General features: G+C 71.3%; 15 protein-coding genes. 12 read left to right on the top strand and 3 right to left on the bottom strand.

Features of this window, described 5'->3' with window-relative positions; translation table 11 throughout:
- Nucleotides 1–18 precede the first annotated feature (18 nt).
- The 10 genes from QNO26_RS10915 to QNO26_RS10870 all read left to right on the top strand — a co-directional run bounded on the left by QNO26_RS10915 (nucleotide 19) and on the right by QNO26_RS10870 (nucleotide 13,138).
- Nucleotides 19–921 (top strand): F0F1 ATP synthase subunit gamma, encoded by a 903-nt coding sequence (locus QNO26_RS10915; protein WP_257533384.1) that lies wholly within the window; start codon nucleotides 19–21, stop codon nucleotides 919–921.
- A gap of 21 nt (nucleotides 922–942) precedes the next feature.
- Nucleotides 943–2,388, top strand: coding sequence for a F0F1 ATP synthase subunit beta (gene atpD, locus QNO26_RS10910; protein WP_257533383.1), 1,446 nt, complete (start codon nucleotides 943–945; stop codon nucleotides 2,386–2,388).
- 1 nt (nucleotide 2,389) lies between these two features.
- A complete protein-coding gene (locus QNO26_RS10905; RefSeq protein ID WP_257533381.1) occupies nucleotides 2,390–2,650 on the top strand; it encodes a F0F1 ATP synthase subunit epsilon in 261 nt (86 codons plus the stop codon).
- Nucleotides 2,651–2,746: 96 nt separating this feature from the next.
- Nucleotides 2,747–3,565 carry a YaaA family protein gene (locus tag QNO26_RS10900; RefSeq protein ID WP_257533379.1) on the top strand — a complete coding sequence of 273 codons (819 nt, stop codon included), beginning with the start codon at nucleotides 2,747–2,749 and terminating at the stop codon, nucleotides 3,563–3,565.
- 59 nt (nucleotides 3,566–3,624) lie between these two features.
- Nucleotides 3,625–4,533, top strand: a complete 909-nt coding sequence (locus tag QNO26_RS10895) for a hypothetical protein (protein WP_257638240.1) — start codon at nucleotides 3,625–3,627, stop codon at nucleotides 4,531–4,533.
- A gap of 59 nt (nucleotides 4,534–4,592) precedes the next feature.
- On the top strand, nucleotides 4,593–5,579 hold the full coding sequence (locus QNO26_RS10890) for an aldo/keto reductase (protein WP_257533375.1): 987 nt from the start codon (nucleotides 4,593–4,595) through the stop codon (nucleotides 5,577–5,579).
- Between the two features lie 97 nt (nucleotides 5,580–5,676).
- Nucleotides 5,677–7,410 carry an ABC transporter ATP-binding protein gene (locus QNO26_RS10885; protein WP_257533373.1) on the top strand — a complete coding sequence of 578 codons (1,734 nt, stop codon included), beginning with the start codon at nucleotides 5,677–5,679 and terminating at the stop codon, nucleotides 7,408–7,410.
- Complete coding sequence (locus QNO26_RS10880) at nucleotides 7,407–9,362, top strand: ABC transporter ATP-binding protein (protein ID WP_257533371.1); 1,956 nt, start codon at nucleotides 7,407–7,409, stop codon at nucleotides 9,360–9,362. The genes QNO26_RS10885 and QNO26_RS10880 overlap by 4 nt, the downstream gene beginning before the upstream one ends.
- A 59-nt stretch (nucleotides 9,363–9,421) precedes the next feature.
- Nucleotides 9,422–10,303 carry a PP2C family protein-serine/threonine phosphatase gene (locus QNO26_RS10875; protein WP_257533370.1) on the top strand — a complete coding sequence of 294 codons (882 nt, stop codon included), beginning with the start codon at nucleotides 9,422–9,424 and terminating at the stop codon, nucleotides 10,301–10,303.
- A gap of 66 nt (nucleotides 10,304–10,369) precedes the next feature.
- Nucleotides 10,370–13,138 (top strand): FtsK/SpoIIIE domain-containing protein, encoded by a 2,769-nt coding sequence (locus tag QNO26_RS10870; protein WP_257533368.1) that lies wholly within the window; start codon nucleotides 10,370–10,372, stop codon nucleotides 13,136–13,138.
- Nucleotides 13,139–13,145: 7 nt separating this feature from the next.
- Here QNO26_RS10870 and ald read toward each other — a convergent pair whose 3' ends face one another.
- Together ald and QNO26_RS10860 are read right to left on the bottom strand one after the other, a co-directional pair.
- The gene (gene ald / locus QNO26_RS10865) at nucleotides 13,146–14,261 is read right to left on the bottom strand and encodes an alanine dehydrogenase (protein WP_257533366.1); all 1,116 of its coding nucleotides are present in this window, start codon (nucleotides 14,259–14,261) and stop codon (nucleotides 13,146–13,148) included.
- Between the two features lie 36 nt (nucleotides 14,262–14,297).
- Nucleotides 14,298–15,287: an asparaginase gene (locus tag QNO26_RS10860; RefSeq protein ID WP_257533364.1), complete on the bottom strand. Its 990-nt coding sequence runs from the start codon at nucleotides 15,285–15,287 to the stop codon at nucleotides 14,298–14,300.
- Nucleotides 15,288–15,338: 51 nt separating this feature from the next.
- Here QNO26_RS10860 and QNO26_RS10855 point away from each other — a divergent pair, with 51 nt between their 5' ends.
- Nucleotides 15,339–15,812, top strand: coding sequence for an OsmC family protein (locus tag QNO26_RS10855; protein WP_257533362.1), 474 nt, complete (start codon nucleotides 15,339–15,341; stop codon nucleotides 15,810–15,812).
- Between the two features lie 19 nt (nucleotides 15,813–15,831).
- On the opposite strand, the gene QNO26_RS10850 is transcribed toward QNO26_RS10855, so the two are convergent.
- Complete coding sequence (locus QNO26_RS10850; protein WP_374679353.1) at nucleotides 15,832–16,608, bottom strand: lysophospholipid acyltransferase family protein; 777 nt, start codon at nucleotides 16,606–16,608, stop codon at nucleotides 15,832–15,834.
- Nucleotides 16,609–16,747: 139 nt separating this feature from the next.
- Here QNO26_RS10850 and QNO26_RS10845 point away from each other — a divergent pair, with 139 nt between their 5' ends.
- A complete protein-coding gene (locus QNO26_RS10845) occupies nucleotides 16,748–17,695 on the top strand; it encodes an FKBP-type peptidyl-prolyl cis-trans isomerase (protein WP_257533361.1) in 948 nt (315 codons plus the stop codon).
- Nucleotide 17,696: the final 1 nt, after the last annotated feature.

Raw genomic sequence — 17,696 nt, 5'->3', positions numbered from 1 at the left:
ACTCAGTAGGGATAGCCAATGGGCGCACAACTGCGGGTCTACAAGCAGAAGATCAGTTCTGCTCAGACGACCAAGAAGATCACGAAGGCGATGGAGCTCATCGCGGCTTCGCGCATCCAGAAGGCGATGGGGCGCGTCCGCGCCTCATCCCCCTTCGCACGGGCCGTCACGCGGGCCGTGTCAGCGGTCGCGACGTACTCCAACGTCGACCACCCCCTCACCACGGAGCGGGAGGTGATCCGCCGTTCCGCGGTGGTCATCTTCGCCTCCGACCGGGGCCTGGCGGGCGCCTTCAACTCCCAGATCCTGCGCGAGGCGCTGGAGCTTGCGGAGCTGCTGCGCTCGGAGGGCAAGGAAGTCGAGTTCTACCTCGTCGGCCGCAAGGCGGTGGGCTACTTCCAGTTCCGCCGCATCCCGGCCGCGGGGGAGTGGGTGGGCGACACGGACACGCCGCACTTCAACACCGCCGAACTGATCGCGGGCGCCCTGCTGGACGCCTACGACCGCGGCGGCGACGAGGGTGGCGTGGACGAGATCCACCTCGTGTACAACCGGTTCATCAGCATGATGACCCAGTCGCCCGAGCGGGTGCGTCTGCTTCCGCTCGAGGTCGTCGACGCTGCCGCGGACGAGCCGTCGGGCAGCCAGGTCTACCCGCTGTACGAATTCGAGCCGAGCCCCGAGGCCGTCCTGGACTCCCTCCTCCCGGTCTACGTCCAGAGCCGCGTCTTCAACGCCCTCCTGCAGTCGTCGGCGGCGAAGCACGCCGCCACGCAGAAGGCGATGAAGTCCGCCAGCGACAACGCCGACAAGCTCATCACCGACTACACCCGCCTGCGCAACAACGCGCGTCAGGCGGAGATCACTCAGCAGATCGCCGAGATCGTCGGCGGCGCCGACGCTCTGGCGTCGGGCAAGTAGAACCCACCGAAAGAGAAGACAATGACTCTCACCGCACCCGAGGCGACCACGGTCACAGGCCGCGTCGCGCGCGTCACCGGCCCCGTCGTCGACATCGAGTTCCCGCACGATTCGATCCCCGAGATCTACAACGCGCTGAAGACGACGATCACGATCGACGACGAGTCGACCGAGATCACGCTCGAGGTCGCTCAGCACCTCGGCGACGACCTCGTCCGCGCCATCGCGCTCAAGCCCACCGACGGCATCGTCCGCGGCCAGGAGGTGCGCAACACCGGCGGACCCATCACTGTGCCCGTCGGCGACGTCACCAAGGGCCGGGTCTTCAACGTGACCGGGGACGTGCTCAACGCCGCTCCCGGCGAGCAGATCGAGGTCACCGAGCGCTGGGGCATCCACCGCCAGGCGCCGAACTTCGACCAGCTCGAGTCGAAGACCCAGATGTTCGAGACCGGCATCAAGGTCATCGACCTGCTCACGCCGTACGTGCTCGGCGGCAAGATCGGCCTGTTCGGCGGCGCCGGTGTCGGCAAGACCGTCCTCATCCAGGAGATGATCCAGCGCGTCGCGCAGGACCACGGTGGTGTGTCCGTCTTCGCCGGTGTCGGTGAGCGCACCCGTGAGGGCAACGACCTCATCCACGAGATGGAGGAGGCGGGCGTCTTCGACAAGACCGCCCTCGTCTTCGGCCAGATGGACGAGCCGCCGGGGACGCGTCTGCGCGTGGCCCTGTCGGCGCTGACGATGGCGGAGTACTTCCGCGACGTGCAGAAGCAGGACGTGCTGCTGTTCATCGACAACATCTTCCGCTTCACGCAGGCCGGCTCCGAGGTCTCCACGCTGCTGGGCCGCATGCCCTCCGCCGTGGGCTACCAGCCGAACCTCGCCGACGAGATGGGTGTGCTCCAGGAGCGCATCACCTCGACCCGCGGTCACTCGATCACCTCGCTGCAGGCGATCTACGTGCCCGCCGACGACTACACCGACCCGGCGCCGGCGACCACGTTCGCCCACCTGGATGCCACCACCGAGCTGTCCCGCGAGATCGCGTCGAAGGGTCTGTACCCCGCCGTCGACCCGCTCAGCTCGACCAGCCGCATCCTCGACCCGCGCTACATCGGTGAGGACCACTACCGCGTGGCCACCGCCGTGAAGCAGATCCTGCAGAAGAACAAGGAGCTGCAGGAGATCATCGCGATCCTCGGTGTCGACGAGCTCTCCGAAGAGGACAAGGTCGTCGTGTCGCGCGCGCGTCGCATCCAGCAGTTCCTCTCGCAGAACACCTACATGGCGAAGAAGTTCACCGGCGTCGAGGGCTCCACGGTCCCGATCAAGGAGACCATCGAGTCCTTCGACGCGATCGTCAAGGGTGACTTCGACCACGTGGCCGAGCAGGCCTTCTTCAACGTCGGCGGCATCGCCGACGTCGAGGAGAAGTGGGCGAAGATCCAGAAGGAGAACAGCTGACATGGCGATCTCCGTCAGCCTCGTCTCCGCTGAGGCGGAGGTCTGGTCCGGCGAGGCGAGCCTCGTCGTGGCCAAGACCGTCGAGGGCGAGATCGGCTTCATGACCGGCCACGAGCCGGTGCTGGCGATCCTCGCTGAGGGCCAGGTGCGCATCACCACCGAGGACGGCCGCAAGGTCGTCGCGGATGCACGCGAGGGCTTCCTGTCGATGGCCGGCGATGAGCTGTCCATCGTGGCAGGCCACGCCGCCCTGGTCTCCTGACCCCGCTTCACCACCGCACGACAGCACACGAATGCACCGGATGAGCATGCTCTCCGGTGCATTCGCGCGCCACGGCGACGCATCGAAGGGCACCCCATGCTGATCCTCGCCCCACCTTCCGAGACCAAGCGGACCGGGGGAGACGGCCGCCCGCTGGACGCGACCGCCCTCGCGCTTCCGCAGCTCGCGGCGATCCGCGACTGCGTGATCGACGCACTCGTGGCGCTCTCGCAGGACGAGGATGACGCTGCCCGGGTGCTCAAGCTCGGTGCGCGGCAGCGCGGCGACATCGCGGCCAACGCCGCCCTGCGCACCGCGCCGACCCTGCCTGCGGTCGACCGCTACACCGGCGTGCTGTTCGACGCGCTGGGCGCCGACTCGCTCGATGCATCCGCGCGGGCGTGGCTTCACGCGCACGTGCTGATCCATTCCGCTCCGTTCGGGCCGGTCGCCGCACTCGATCCGATCCCGGCGTACCGGCTCGCAGCCGGCACCCGCCTGCCGGGATTGCCGCCGCTGCGACGGCTCTGGGCCGAGGCCGTGACGGCCGCTCTCGGCGCCACCGAGTCCGGGCTCATCCTCGACCTGCGCTCCGAGGCCTACACGGCTCTGGGTCCCGTCCCGGCCGATCGTCCCCGCGCCTACGTGCGCGTGGTCTCGACCGGGCCGGACGGCACCGTGCGGGCGCTCAACCACTTCAACAAGCACGCCAAGGGAGAGCTGCTGCGACTGCTGGCATCCCATCGCCCGAAGATCGTCAGCCTCGACGAACTCCTCGACTGGGCCGCTGCTGTCGGTCTCACCCTGCGGCCGGGGGACGCGGGCGAGCTGGAGCTCGTCGCCGGGCCTGACGCCTCGACCGGGTCCGTGGCCGCTGTCACCCGGCGCACCGCGGCGGGTATCGCTAGCATGTGACCGCGGGGGCATCGCCCCGTCGCCCTCCCGGCGCCAGGATCGACATCGGAGGTCCACCCATGTACCTGTATGACACCGACGGGGCGCTCTGGGCGCTCGTCGCCGCCTTCGGCTTCGTCGCCTTCCTCCTCTCCATCGCCGGCTACGTGCTGACGTCCCTGTTCCTGATGAAGATCTTCGAGAAGGCGGGCGTGCAGGGCCGGTGGCGGGCCTGGGTGCCGGTCTACAACATGCTCGTGTTCGCCAAGCTCGGCGACCTGAACCCCTGGTGGCTGCTGATCGCGTGGGGCGCGGGCGCGCTGCTGTCGCCGGTCGGGGTCGGCTACATCTTCCTGCTGGCCGCAGCCGCCTACCTCGCCATGGCGTCCTACCGGATCGGGCTGAAGCTGCAGAAGGAGCCCGTCTGGGTCGTGCTCTACGTGCTGGTGTCGATCGTGTGGTTGGGCATCGCCGCCTACGACCGGTCGCGCTGGAACCTGGCGGTGCCGCCCGCGCCGTGGGCGAACACCTTCCTGCGCGACACCACCGAATGGTCGGGCATCCCGGCCCAGACGCCGGCGGGTTTCCCCGGCGTGGCGTACGGGCAGCCCCCTGTCCCGGGCGCCTACCCGCCGCCGGCGGGATACGCCGCTCCCGGCTACCCGTCCGCGGGCTACGCGGCGCCGGGGTATCCGCCCGCGGGCTACGCGGCGCCGGGCCAGCCGCCCGCGGGCTACGCGGCGCCGGGCCAGCCGCCCGCTCCGGGCACCCCGCCGCCCACGGCGTACCGGGCCCCGGCGGCGTACCCGCCGCCCGCCGCGGCACAGCCGCCCGCGGGCACGCAGCCGCCGCCGTACGAGCCTCCCGCCGCGCCCGAGCCGCCTGCTGCGCCGCCCGCTGCGCCGGAGCCGCCCGCCGCGCCCGAGCCTCCCGCCGCAGCGCCCGGGACCGAGCCGCCGACGGCTCCGCAACCTCCCCACCAGCCATGAGCCGCAAACCCCCGCCGGTCCACCGGCGGGGGTTTCCCCGTGCGCGCTAGCGTGGGGGCATGACCGCTCCCTCTCAGCGCCGCCTCGGCGCCTCCGGCCTGCTCGTCTCCGCCGCCGGCCTCGGCTGCAACAACTTCGGCAGGGCCGGATCTGCGACCGAGACGCTCGAGGGCACCCGCGCGGTGCTCGACGCGGCGATCGATGCCGGCATCACGCTGCTGGACACCGCAGACATGTACGGCAAGGAACCCGGCCTGTCGGAGACGCTCATCGGTGAGGCGCTGGGCTCCCGGCGCGATCAGGTCGTGCTCGCGACGAAGTTCGGGCACTCCGGTGCGGCGATGCCGGGGCTCCCCACCGGGGCCAAGGGATCGCGCGCCTACATCCGCCGAGCCGTCGAGGGTTCGCTGCGCCGGCTGCAGACCGACTGGATCGACCTCTACCAGCTGCACACGCCCGACCCCGGCACGCCCATCGAGGAGACCCTGGACGCGCTCGCGGAGCTGGTGCGGGAGGGCAAGGTCCGCTACATCGGTCATTCGAACTTCGCCGGGTGGCAGATCGCCGAGGCCCACTTCGTCGCCCGCGAGCGCCACGGCATCCCGTTCATCTCCGCCCAGAACCACTACAGCCTCCTCGCGCGTGCGGCCGAGCGCGAGGTGCTCCCGGCGGTGGAGCGCTTCGGGGTCGGCTTCCTGCCGTACTTCCCGCTGCACAACGGGCTGCTCACCGGCAAGTTCCGCCGCGACGAGGCGCCTGAGGACACGCGCATCATGCGCAACCGCCGTCACGTCTACGACGATGCGCCGTGGGACGCGCTGGAGGCGTACGAGCGGTTCTGCCGGGAGCGGGGCATCACCATGCTGCAGGCGACATACGGCTGGCTGCTCTCGCGGCCCGAGCTCTCGAGCGTCATCGCGGGTGCCACGACCCCCGAGCAGGTGCGCGCCAACGCGGCCGCGACGGACTGGACGCCCGATGCGGCGGAACTCGCCGCCATCGACGAGTTGTTCCCCTTGGTCGCCGATCCCGCTGCCCGCGTGTGACGTTCGCCGAGAGCGCACGTCGGCGACTGGCACCGGGCGCACGGCAGGCGTAGCGTCTGAATCCGCGTGTCGTGCCTGGCGCGCGGGAGGGGGCTTCGTGCTCGGCAAGCTGCTCGCGACGTACACGCGCCCGATGTGGCCGCTCATCGTCGCCGTCGTGGTGTTCCAACTGGCGCAGTCGGTCGCGTCGCTGCTCCTGCCCACCCTCAACGCCGACATCATCGACGACGGGGTGGTCACCGGTGACGTCGACGTCATCTGGTCGCTCGGCGGCGTCATGCTGGTCGTCAGCGCGGTGCAGATCGCGTGCGCGATCATCGCGGTGTGGTTCGGCTCGCGCCTGGCCACCTCGGTGGGCCGGGACCTGCGCTCGGACCTGTTCCACCGGGTCGTCGCCTTCTCACAGCGCGAGGTGGGCCGGTTCGGCGCGCCTTCGCTGATCACGCGCAACACCAACGACGTGCAGCAGGTGCAGATGCTGGTGCAGGTCTCGGCGACGCTGATGATCTCCGCGCCCATGCTCGCCATCGGCGGCATCATCATGGCCATCCGGCAGGACGTCGGGCTGTCGTGGCTGATGGCCGTCTCCGTGCCGCTCCTGCTCATCATCGTCGGACTCATCGTGGTGCGAATGGTGCCGGCGTTCACTCTCATGCAGCAGCGCATCGACCGCGTGAACCTGATCATGCGCGAGCAGCTCACCGGCATCCGCGTCATCCGAGCCTTCGTTCGGGAGCGCCAGGAGCGCGAGCGGTTCCGGGCGGCCAGCCAGGACGTGACCGACACGGCGCTGCGGGCGGGCAACCTCATGGCGCTGATGTTCCCGGCCGTCATGCTCGTCATGAACCTCTCCAGCATCGCCGTGATCTGGTTCGGGGCGGGGCAGGTGCAGGATGCCGGGGTGGAGATCGGCACCCTCTTCGCCTTCCTCAACTACATGATGCAGATCCTCATGGGCGTCATGATGGCCACCTTCATGTTCGTGATGATCCCGCGCGCAGCGGTGTGCGCGCAGCGCATCGGCGAGGTGCTGCACACCCCGGCGTCGGTGACGGCCCCCGATGCACCGGCGGCGGCTCCCCGGCCGGCGGGTCGCGTGCGGTTCTCCCACGTCGACTTCGCCTATCCCGGAGCCGACGAGGCGGTGCTGCACGATCTCTCCTTCGACGTCGAGCCCGGCACGGTGACCGCGGTGATCGGATCGACCGGGTCGGGAAAGACCACGCTCGTCGGACTCGTGCCGCGCCTGTTCGACGTCACCGCGGGATCGGTCAGCGTCGACGGCGTCGACGTGCGCGAATACGACCCGGACGAGCTGTGGCAGCGCATCGGCCTGGTGCCCCAGAAGGCGTTCCTGTTCTCCGGCACGGTGGCCTCCAACCTCCGCTACGGCAATGCCGAGGCGACCGACCAGGAGCTGTGGGAGGCACTGGACATCGCACAGGCCCGCGATTTCGTCGAGGCGATGCCGGGAGGGCTCGAAGCGGCGATCGCCCAAGGCGGCACGAACGTATCGGGCGGGCAGCGCCAGCGGCTGGCGATCGCGCGGGCCCTGGTGAAGAACCCACGCATCCAGATCTTCGACGACTCGTTCTCGGCGTTGGACCTGCAGACCGATGCGGCGCTGCGCCGTGCTCTGGATGAACGCCTGCCGGGGACCACCCGCCTGGTCGTGGCCCAGCGGGTGTCCACCATCCAGGGTGCCGACCAGATCATCGTCCTCGAGCATGGTCGCATCGTGGGTGTCGGACGCCACGACGAGCTGCTCGAGGATTGCGAGACCTATCGCGAGATCGTGGCGTCGCAGCTGGCGGCGGAGGCGACGGCATGAGCGGGCACGGCGGACACGGCCCCGGGCGCGGCACGGCGCCGGTGCAGAAGGCGCAGAACTTCGGCCCGAGCGCCCGGAGGCTGCTCGGGGAGCTGCGGGTCGACCTGCCGCGCATCGTCACGGTGCTGATCCTGGGGGTCGTCAGCGTCGGACTGACGGTGACCGGCCCGAAGCTGCTCGGTGAGGGGACGAACGTGGTCTTCGCCGGATTCATCTCCCTGCAGTCGCCTCCCGGCGTGACCAAGGACCAGGTCGTCGACGCCCTGCGTGCCGAAGGTTCGCAGGAGCAGGCCGACATGCTCGCGGCGATGGAGTTCACTCCCGGTGCGGGCATCGACTTCGAGCAGCTGCGCTGGATCCTCATGGGCGTGCTGGCGGTGTACCTGCTGGCGAGCGTGTTCGGCTGGCTTCAGGCGCGCATCCTCAACGGCGTCGTGCAACGGGCGATGCAGCGCCTGCGCATGCGTGTCGAGGACAAGATCCACCGACTGCCGCTGTCGTACTTCGACCGCGTGCAGCGCGGTGAGCTGCTCAGCCGCGTCACCAACGACGTCGACAACATCGGGCAGACGATGCAGCAGACCCTCTCGCAAGTCGTGGTCTCGCTGCTCACCGTCATCGGCGTGCTCGTGATGATGTTCGTGATCTCGCCGCTGCTCGCCCTCATCGCCCTTGTGACGATTCCGCTGACGATCGTGGTCACGGTGCTCGTCGCCCGCCGATCCCAGAAGCTGTTCGTCGCCCAGTGGAAGGCCACCGGGGTGCTCAACGCCCGCGTGGAGGAGACGTTCTCGGGTCACGCCATCGTCAAGGTCTTCGGGCACCAGCGCGAGGTGGAAGCGGATTTCCGGGCCGAGAACGAGGAGGTGTACCGCGCCACCTTCGGTGCGCAGTTCCTCTCGGGCGTCATCATGCCCGCCATGATGTTCATCGGAAACCTCGTGTATGTGGCGATCGCGGTCGTCGGCGGATTGCAGGTCGCCGGCGGGCGGTTGTCGATCGGCGACGTTCAGGCCTTCATCCAGTACTCCCGTCAGTTCACCCAGCCGTTGAGCCAGCTCGGCTCGATGGCCAATCTGCTGCAGTCGGGCGTCGCCAGCGCAGAGCGCGTCTTCGAACTCCTCGACGAGGAGGAGCAGACGCCCGACCCCGAGCCGGCCGAGACCGTCGACGAGGATGCCGGCGACCTCGACTTCGAGGACGTGTCGTTCAGCTACACCCCCGACAAGCCGCTCATCGAGCACCTCGACCTGTCGGTGCGGCCGGGGAGCACGGTGGCCATCGTCGGTCCGACCGGTGCGGGCAAGACCACGCTGGTCAACCTCATCATGCGCTTCTACGACATCGACGCCGGCCGCATCACGCTCGACGGCCTCGACACACGGCGGATGACGCGGGCCGACCTGCGTTCGCGCACCGGCATGGTGCTGCAGGACACGTGGCTGTTCTCCGGCACGATCCGCGAGAACATCCTCTACGGGCGGCCCGACGCCACCGAAGAGGAGATGACGGCCGCCGCCTCGGCCGCCTACGTCGACCGCTTCGTCCACGCCCTGCCCGCGGGGTACGACACCGTGCTCGACGATGAGGCCACCAACCTCAGCGCAGGGGAGCGGCAGCTGGTCACCATCGCCCGGGCATTCCTGGCCGACCCGCGGCTGCTCATCCTCGACGAGGCGACGTCGTCGGTGGACACCCGCACCGAGCTGCTGATCCAGCGGGCCATGGCCCGCCTGCGGCGCGACCGCACGTCGTTCGTCATCGCGCACCGGCTGTCCACCATCCGCGACGCCGACGTGATCCTGGTGATGGAGAACGGCTCGATCGTGGAGCAGGGCACCCACGACGAGCTGCTCGCCGCGCAGGGGGCTTACCGGAGGCTGTACAACGCGCAGTTCCAGGCCCCGGTCGAGGGTGACGTCGCTGAGGGCGAGCAGGCGGCGGTCCACTAGGATGTGAAAACGCGTTCTGCAGACGAACGCATCCGACGACGACAGGGAAGGCCGACAGCGTGCCTGAAGCCACCACCCAGACGCGCGTCGTCGCGGTGCCCGGCGGGGAGCTGTCTCTGTCGTGGGCTGCGGCCACCGACGTGGGACGTCGCCGAGAGGTGAACCAGGACGCGGTGCTGGCCACCTACCCCCTGTTCATCGTCGCCGACGGCATGGGTGGGCACATCGGCGGCGAGATCGCCAGCGCCAGCGCGATCGAACGGCTGAGCGCGGTCTCGACGACCGAGCCCGTCTCCCCGAAGGTGATCGAGACGGCACTCGCGCGCGCGGTGGAGGACATCTCCCACCATCCCGAGGCCACCGACGACGGCACCGGCACGACGGTCACCGGCGTCTACCTGGACGCCACGGGAGACGAGGCGACCTGGGTCACGCTGAACATCGGCGACTCGCGGGTGTATCTCATGCGCGACGAGAGCCTCATGCAGATCACCACCGACCACTCGGTGGTGCAGGAGCTCGTCGCCTCGGGTCGGCTGAGCCCGGAGGAAGCCGAGAACCACCCGTACGGCAACGTGATCACCCGCGCCGTTGGCCCCACAGAGTCCGTCACCCCCGATTACGTGCGCCTCGACGTCGTCGACGGCGACAGGTTCGTCATCTGCAGCGACGGACTCACCAAGGAACTCACCGACTACGGCATCCTGCACTTCCTCATGGAGCACCCCGACCCCGCGGCGGCCGTCGATGCCATGCTGAAGGCAGCCCTGGACAACGGTGGTCGCGACAACATCTCCGTGATCGTGCTCAACGCGCAGGTCGTCGCCGAGGGCGACGACGACGGCGACACCGCTGAGCGCCAGCAGGTGGCGCCGACTGTGCCGCTGCCGCGCCAGGACGCCGCGGCGGCCGACGCCGCTTCCTCCCCAGCCGCCGACTGAGCCGGAGCCGACCCCGAACGGTCGCCGCGGCGACCGCGGGGTCCCGTGGTGCGCTGTGCTGGGGGCATGATCTCCGACGACGAACCGCTGACCCTCCCGAAGCCGGCGCAACCCGTGCCGCGGCCGGCGCTGCCGTTCGCAGCGGCTCTGCTGCCCGTGGCCGCCGCGCTCGGGCTCTGGGCGATCACGGGATCGGTCCTGTCGCTGTGGTTCGCCGCGCTCGGGCCGCTGCTGGCCGGCGGCGCCGCCCTCGACGGGCTGCGGGCCGCCCGCCGGGACCGGCGCCGCGCACGGCGATCGCAGGAGTCCCTGCGGGCCAGCGTCGCCGCACGACTCGCCGCGCGCCACGCCACGGAGCGCGGCGCGCTCTCCGCCAGGCATCCCGATGTCGCCGGATGCCTGGCGGAGCCCGAGGGGATCTGGCGCACCGTCCCGGGCCGGGCGCACCAGCTGCGGGTGGGGACGGGTCAGCGGCCGAGTGCGGTGCGCGTGGTCGGCGGTGGCGGTGACGAGGAGGATGCCGCACTGCGGGCACAGGCGACGCGCCTGGACCACGCGCCGGTCACGGTGCCGCTCGGCGACGGCGTCGCGGTGGTGGGCCCGCCGGTCGCAGCGGCCGCGGTGGGGAGGGCGTTGCTCGCGCAGGTGTGTCTGGTCTCGCCCCCGGGGGAGGTGAGGCTCGTCGGGCCGGTGACCGCCGACGGCGGGTGGACCGCGGCGCTCCCGCACCGTCGCTGCGTCACAGGCATGGCGGTGCAGCTGTGCGAGCAGGGGACCGTGCCGGAACGCGGCGTCGAGGCGCCGATCGCCCTCGTCGCCCCGCGCATGCCTCCCCCGCCCCGCTGCGCGGCGGTGCTCACCCTGACCGGACTCGGCGCGGCGTGGCTCGATCATGGCGGGTTCGGCCGCGAGGTGCGCGTCGAGGCCCTGGGGCGCGCCCAGGCGACGGCCGTCGCCACCGCGCTCGATGTGCGGGCGGGAGCCGTTGCCGGCGCGGCTTCCGCCCCCTCGGCAGACCTCGCGCTCCTGCTGCCCCACGCCCCGTCCGCCGCCGCGGGCACGCTGCCGGCGGTGATCGGCCGAGACGGCGGCGAGGCGGTGGTCATCGACCTCGCGGTGGACGGTCCGCATGCCCTCGTCACCGGGGTCACCGGAGCAGGCAAGAGCGAGCTGCTGACCACCTGGATCGCGAGCCTCTGCGCGACCCACACCACTGCGCAGGTCGCCTTCCTCCTCGCTGATTTCAAGGGCGGCCGCGCGTTCGACCGCCTCGCCGCCCTGCCGCACGTCACGGGTGTGCTGACCGACCTCGACGAGGCCGCCGCTCACCGCGCCATACACAGCCTGCGAGCCGAGCTTCGACACCGCGAGCGCGTGCTCGCCGAGGCGGGTGCGCGCGACGTCGACGAGGCAGGCGAGGTGTTGCCGCGACTCGTGATCGTCGTCGACGAGTACGCCGCGCTCGTGGGCACGCAGCCGGAGCTGCACGCGCTGTTCGCCGACATCGCCGCGCGCGGGCGGGCGCTGGGCATGCACCTGATCCTCGCCGGCCAGCGCGCCGCGGGCGTCTTCCGCGACGCGCTGCTGGCCAACTGTCCGCTGCGGGTCAGTCTGCGGGTCACCGACGTCGGCGACGCCCGGCTCATGCTCGGCGGGGACGACGCCGCCCTGCTGCCCGGCGAACCGGCCGCGCGTGGGCTCGCCCTCGTGCGCCGCGCCGCCGACCGGACGGCGCGCGGGGTGCGGGTGGCGGTCTGCGATGACGACACCCTCGCCCGGCTCGCGGCCGTCGACGCCGGTGCGCCGCCCCGGCGACCCTGGCTCCCCGCTCTGCCCGATCGGCTGCCGCTGCAGGCGCTGCAGACCCTGGGAACGGCGGACGGTGCGACGCCCCGAGACGGTGCGATCCTGCTGGGGCTGGCCGACGAGCCCGACCGGCAGCGGCAGCGCCCGGTGCTGCTGACCTCCGCCGAGCGTGGCCTTGTCGTGGTGGGTGGCCCGGGGTCGGGGAAGACCGGCGTGCTGCGGGCCGCCGCAGCACAGCACGACGCCGGTCGCACCCTTGTCGTGCCCCGAGACCCCGAGGCGGCCTGGGATGCGCTCGCCGGCACGGCCGAGCTGCCGCCGGGCACCCTCGTGCTCGTGGACGACCTCGATGCGCTGCCTGCGCCGTACGGGCCCGATCACGAGGCGATCCTCCAGGAGCGGGTCGAGGCTCTCGTGCGCGACGCCGGCCGTCGCGGCATCCGCGTCATCGTCACGACCCAGCGGCTCACGGGGATCGCCGGGCGGGTCGCGCCGCTGCTGACCAGGCGGGCGATCCTGTCGCTTCCCAGCCGGGCGGATCATGTCGCCGCCGGAGGGGAGGCGCGCGACCACCACCGCGACCTGCCGCCCGGCCGCGGTGTCGTGGACGGCCTCGCCGTGCAGTTCGCGCTGGCCGAAAGCGGGCTCCCGGAGCCCGAGACCGACGTCCCCCTGTACCGGCCGCGGGGGCTCGTCGGCCTCGTGGCGCCGGCGTCGCCCGCGGCCCGCGAGGTGCGCGAGCGGTGGCAGAGCGCCGGCGTGCATGTCGTCCCGCTCGGTGGCGCGGCGCGCACCGACCTCCCGACGGGGCCCACGGCGCTGTGGGGGGAGCCCGAGACCTGGCTGCGCGAATGGCGCACCCTGCAGGAGGTGCGTGCGTCGGGGGCGCTGCTCGTCGACGCCGCGTGCAGCGGCGACGTGCGAGCGGTCACCGCCTCGCGCGCGGCGCCGCCCTACGCGGCGCCCGGCCGCGACCGGGCGTGGCTGTGGGACGCGGCATCCGTCGCCCTGCGGGTGCGGCTGCGGTGACGGCGGGCTATCGCAGCGCGTCGGCGGTCGACACCAGCGGCATGCCGTGAGCCGTCGCCACACCGGGATTGACGACCTCGCCGGCGTGCGTGTTCAGTCCCGACGCGAGAGCGGGGTCGGCCCGCAGTGCGTCGCGCCAGCCGAGCGCCACGATGCGCCGGATGTAGGGCAGCGTCGCGTTGGTGAGGGCCGAGGTCGAGGTGTTCGGCACGGCGCCGGGCATGTTCGCGACGCAGTAGAAGACGCTGCCGTGCACGAGGAACGTGGGATCCTCATGCGTCGTCGGGTGGCTGTCCTCGAAGCAGCCGCCCTGGTCGACGGCGATGTCCACGAGCACCGAGCCCGGTCGCATCCGCTCCACCATCGCGTTCGTGACGAGCTTGGGCGCCTTGGCACCGGGGATGAGCACCGACCCGATCACCAGGTCGGATGCCACCACGGCGGCATCGAGGTCCAGCGGGTTGGAGGCCGCCGTCTTGATGCGGCCTTGGAAGTAGTCGTCGAGGTACCGCAGCCGCTGCACGTTCGTGTCGAAGACGGTCACGTCGGCACCCGTACCCGCCGTGATTATGGCCGCGTTGGCTCCCGCCACCCCGCCGCCGATGATCGTGACGCGCGCTGGGCGCGTGCCGGGGACGCCCGACATCAGCAGCCCCAGACCGCCGGCCGAGCGCATGAGGGTGGAGGCGCCGACCATCGGCGCGAGGCGGCCGGCGACCTCGCTCATCGGGGCCAGCAGCGGCAGGCTCCCGCCGGGCAGCTGCACCGTCTCATAGGCGATCGCCGTGACGCGGTCGGCGACGAGTCGCTCGGTGAGCGCGCGGTCGGCGGCGAGATGCAGGTAGGTGAACACGACGAGGTCGTCGCGGAAGTAGGCGTACTCCGAGGCGATGGGCTCCTTGACCTTCAGCAGCAGCTCCGCGCGCGCCCACACCTCGGCGGGATCGTCCAGCAGCGTCGCGCCGGCCGCGTCGTACTCGGCATCCGACATCGACGAGCCGAGTCCGGCTCCGCGCTGGACGAACACCTCATGGCCCGAGGTGACGAGGTCATGCACCCCGGCAGGGGTCAGCGCCACCCGGTACTCGCTGTTCTTGACTTCGGTCGGTACGCAGATCCTCATCGATCGCTCCATTCCGCGCCCGGGGTGAGGGCGCCGTCACACAGTGGGGCGGATCGCCCCGACATCTCGGTCGCCGCCGCGCACGCTCAAGGAGAGCGAGCCGAGCACCTGGGCGACCTGCGCGGCGGGCAGGGCCCCCGCGCGCACGAGCAGGGTGAGGGCGACGACGGTGGCGGCGCGCGGGCTGCCGTCGAGCATCTTCAGCGCGACCGTTGTGCCGTCGGGGGCCGCCATCACCAGCACGCCCTCGGCGCCCGTCTTGGCGAACACCCCCAGCGCCTCGATCACGACGGTGTCGGGGCGGCCGTCCCCGTCGATCGTCCACGGGTGGTCCTTCACCGCACGCACGAGGGTGGCGGCGTGACGGTGCAGGGCGAACGGGGAGCGCTCCGACGAGGTCGCGATGCGCTGGATGCCGCGGGCGAGCGCCGTGAGGCTCAGGCCGTAGACCGGCGCGCCGCAGCCGTCGACCGCGGTGACGGTGGCCTTCGTCCCCGTCAGCCGCTCCACCACCTCGCGGATGTGCATCTGCAGCGGGTGGTTGACCTCGAGGTATCCGGCGGTGTCCCAGCCGTTGACGACGCATGCCAGCAGCATGGCGGCGTGCTTTCCGGAGCAGTTCATGCGGATGCGGGAGGGGGTCCCCAGCTCGCGCACGAGCTCGTCGCGGGTGGCGGTGTCGCCCGGCCAGGCCGGCGGGCAGCGCAAGTCGTCCTCGCCGAGACCGGCGTGATGGAGGATGTCCCGCACGACCGCGACGTGCCGGTCGGTGCCGGCGTGACTGGCGGTGGCGAGCGCGAGCTGCTCGCCTTCCAGCTCCGCCCCGGCGGTCAGGCACCCGAGTGCCTGCAGCGGCTTCAGCGTCGAACGCGGGAGCACCGGAGCGTCCACGTCGCCCAATGCGGTGCGCGTCGCACCGTCGGGGGCGAGCACCACGGCGCTGCCCACGTGACGCGACTCGACGAAACCACTGCGCTCGACGACGGCGAGCTCCACGGCATCCTGGGCGGAGAACGTCTGCGGCACCCCGTCAGCCTACCCGGCGGGGGCGGTCGCGACGCGTGGCAGACTGGCGGAATGTTCGGCGAGCACACCTACCGCGTCGAGGCGCTGTGGACCGGGGACCGCGGCACCGGCACGAGCGGCTACCGCGACTACGACCGGTCGGTGACGCTGGCGGTCGAGGGAAAGCCGGCACTGGCGGCCTCGGCCGACCGGCCGTTCCGCGGCGACCGAGGCAAGTGGAACCCCGAGGATCTGCTCGTGGCGGCCCTGGCGGAGTGCCACCTGCTGTCGTACCTGCACGCCTGCGTGCAGGCCGGGGTGGTCGTCACCGCGTACCGGGACGAGGCGCGCGGCGTGATGGTGCAGGACGGCCGCGGGGGAGGCGCGTTCCGCGAGGTCGTGCTGCGGCCGCAGGTCACCGTCGCCGATGAGTCGATGGTCGATGCCGCGCTCGCCGCCCACGTGCAGGCGCACGAGTGGTGCTTCATCGCCAACTCGGTGAACTTCCCGGTGCGCCACGAGCCGTCGGTCACCGTCGCCGAGTGAGTGCCCGACTCGCTGCGGATCAGCGGCGTTCGTGGGGGAGGACCTGCTTGATGCGCTCCACCGGATTCTGCGCGGGAGCCTCGTTGTAGGCGTTGGCGAGCTGCTGGCCCGACAGGGCGTGGATGGCCGTCATGATCTCGTCGGTCGCCAGCCGGCGGGCCCGACCCGACGTGGCGGGGCCGTGGTGGGACAGGTCGATCGGCTCACCGAAGCGCACGGTCACGCGCGGGCGCAGACGGGGGAACTTCGCGCCCACCGGCATGATCTCGTTCGTGCCGACCAGCCCGACGGGCACCACCTTCGCGCCGGTCTGCAGCGCGAGGAAGGCGACGCCCGTGCGCCCCTTGTACAGCCGCCCGTCCAGGGATCGCGTGCCCTCGGGGTACAGGGCCGTGGCCCAGCCCGCCTCCAGCATCCGCTTCTGCTGATCGAGGGCGTCCAGCGCCGCCTGACCGGCGCCGCGCTGCACGGGAAAGGCGCCCACGGCGTAGAAGAACTCGCGCGCGAGCCAGCCCTTGAGGCCCTTGCCGTCGAAGTAGCTGGCCTTGGCGAGGAAGCGCACGGGGCGGGGCGATGCCATGGGGATGACGAACGAGTCGATGAACGACAGGTGATTGCTCGCGAGGATCACGGGACCCTTGCGCGGCACGTTCTTGCGCCCCTCGATGCGGGGCCAGTAGAACAGCCGGGCCAGCGGGGCGATCACCCAGCGCCCGATGACGTAGGTGAGGCCGATGCCGGGCACACCGGTGGATTCGCTCGTCTGCTCGTCGGGATCGGGAAGAGACGCGGTCACCAGTCGAGGCTACTCCCGTTCTCATGCGGGTCCGGGCATGGCGGGACGGCGAGGAGGCCGCTGAGGCGGGTTCCCAGCCGCAGCAGAGAAGAGTGCGAGAGGATGGTCCCGTTCCCTGTCTCCTTCCGTGAGGATCCCCGTGCGCTTCCGCCCGCTTGCCGCCCTGTCCGTCGCCGCCGTCTCGGCGCTCCTGCTCGCCGGCTGCGCCGGCTCACCGGACACCACGGGCACCCCCTCTTCGGAGGATTCCGCGCTCTGCGACGCCAAGCTGGATTCCGGTGCCGCATCCGACGCCGTCAAGGCCGAGGGCGCCGTGGGAGAGCTCCCCGAGGTCACCTTCTCCACGCCGCTCGAGATCGACGAGATGCAGAGCACCCTCCTCGTCGAGGGTGATGGCGAAGCCGTGTCCGAGGGCGATCTGGTCAACGTCGCCTTCGTCGGTCTGGATGCCGCGGACGCCACCGAGCTCGGCTCGGTCGGCTACACCGAGGGCGAGGTGCTCCCGCAGACGATCGGCGCCGAGACGGGCATCGGTCAGTTCCTCGGCTGCGCCCCCGTGGGAAGCCGGGTCGCCGTGGCCCTCCCCGCCGACGACACCACCGGCACCTCCGCGCAGGTGTACGTGCTCGATCTGATCGACATCGTTCCGGCCGCGGCGTGGGGCGAGGAGCAGGAGCCGGCAGAGGGCCTTCCGACCGTCGAGCTCGACGAGGACGGCGCTCCCACCGTCACCCTGCCCGAAGGCGACGCGCCCACCGAGTACGAGCTCGCGGTGCTGAAGGAGGGCGACGGCCCGACGGTCGCCGAGGGCGACGCGGTCATGGTGCAGTACCAGGGCGTCTCGTGGGACACCGGCGAGGTCTTCGACCAGAGCTGGGGCCAGGCGCCCGCGACCTTCTCCACGTCGCAGGTCGTGCAGGGCTTCGCCGACGCGCTGGTGGGCCAGAAGGTCGGCTCGCAGGTCATCGCCGTGCTTCCGCCGGCCGTCGCCTACGGCGAGGGTGAGATCAACGACGAGAACCTCGTGGGCCAGACCCTCGTGTTCGTCGTGGACATCCTCGGCACCCAGCACGTGCCGACCCAGTGAC

The organism is Microbacterium sp. zg-Y1090 (assembly GCF_030246945.1).
Taxonomy (GTDB): Bacteria; Actinomycetota; Actinomycetes; order Actinomycetales; family Microbacteriaceae; genus Microbacterium; species Microbacterium wangruii.
Note: the sequence above shows the minus strand (reverse complement) of the source record. Positions and strands in the feature narration are given on the sequence as shown.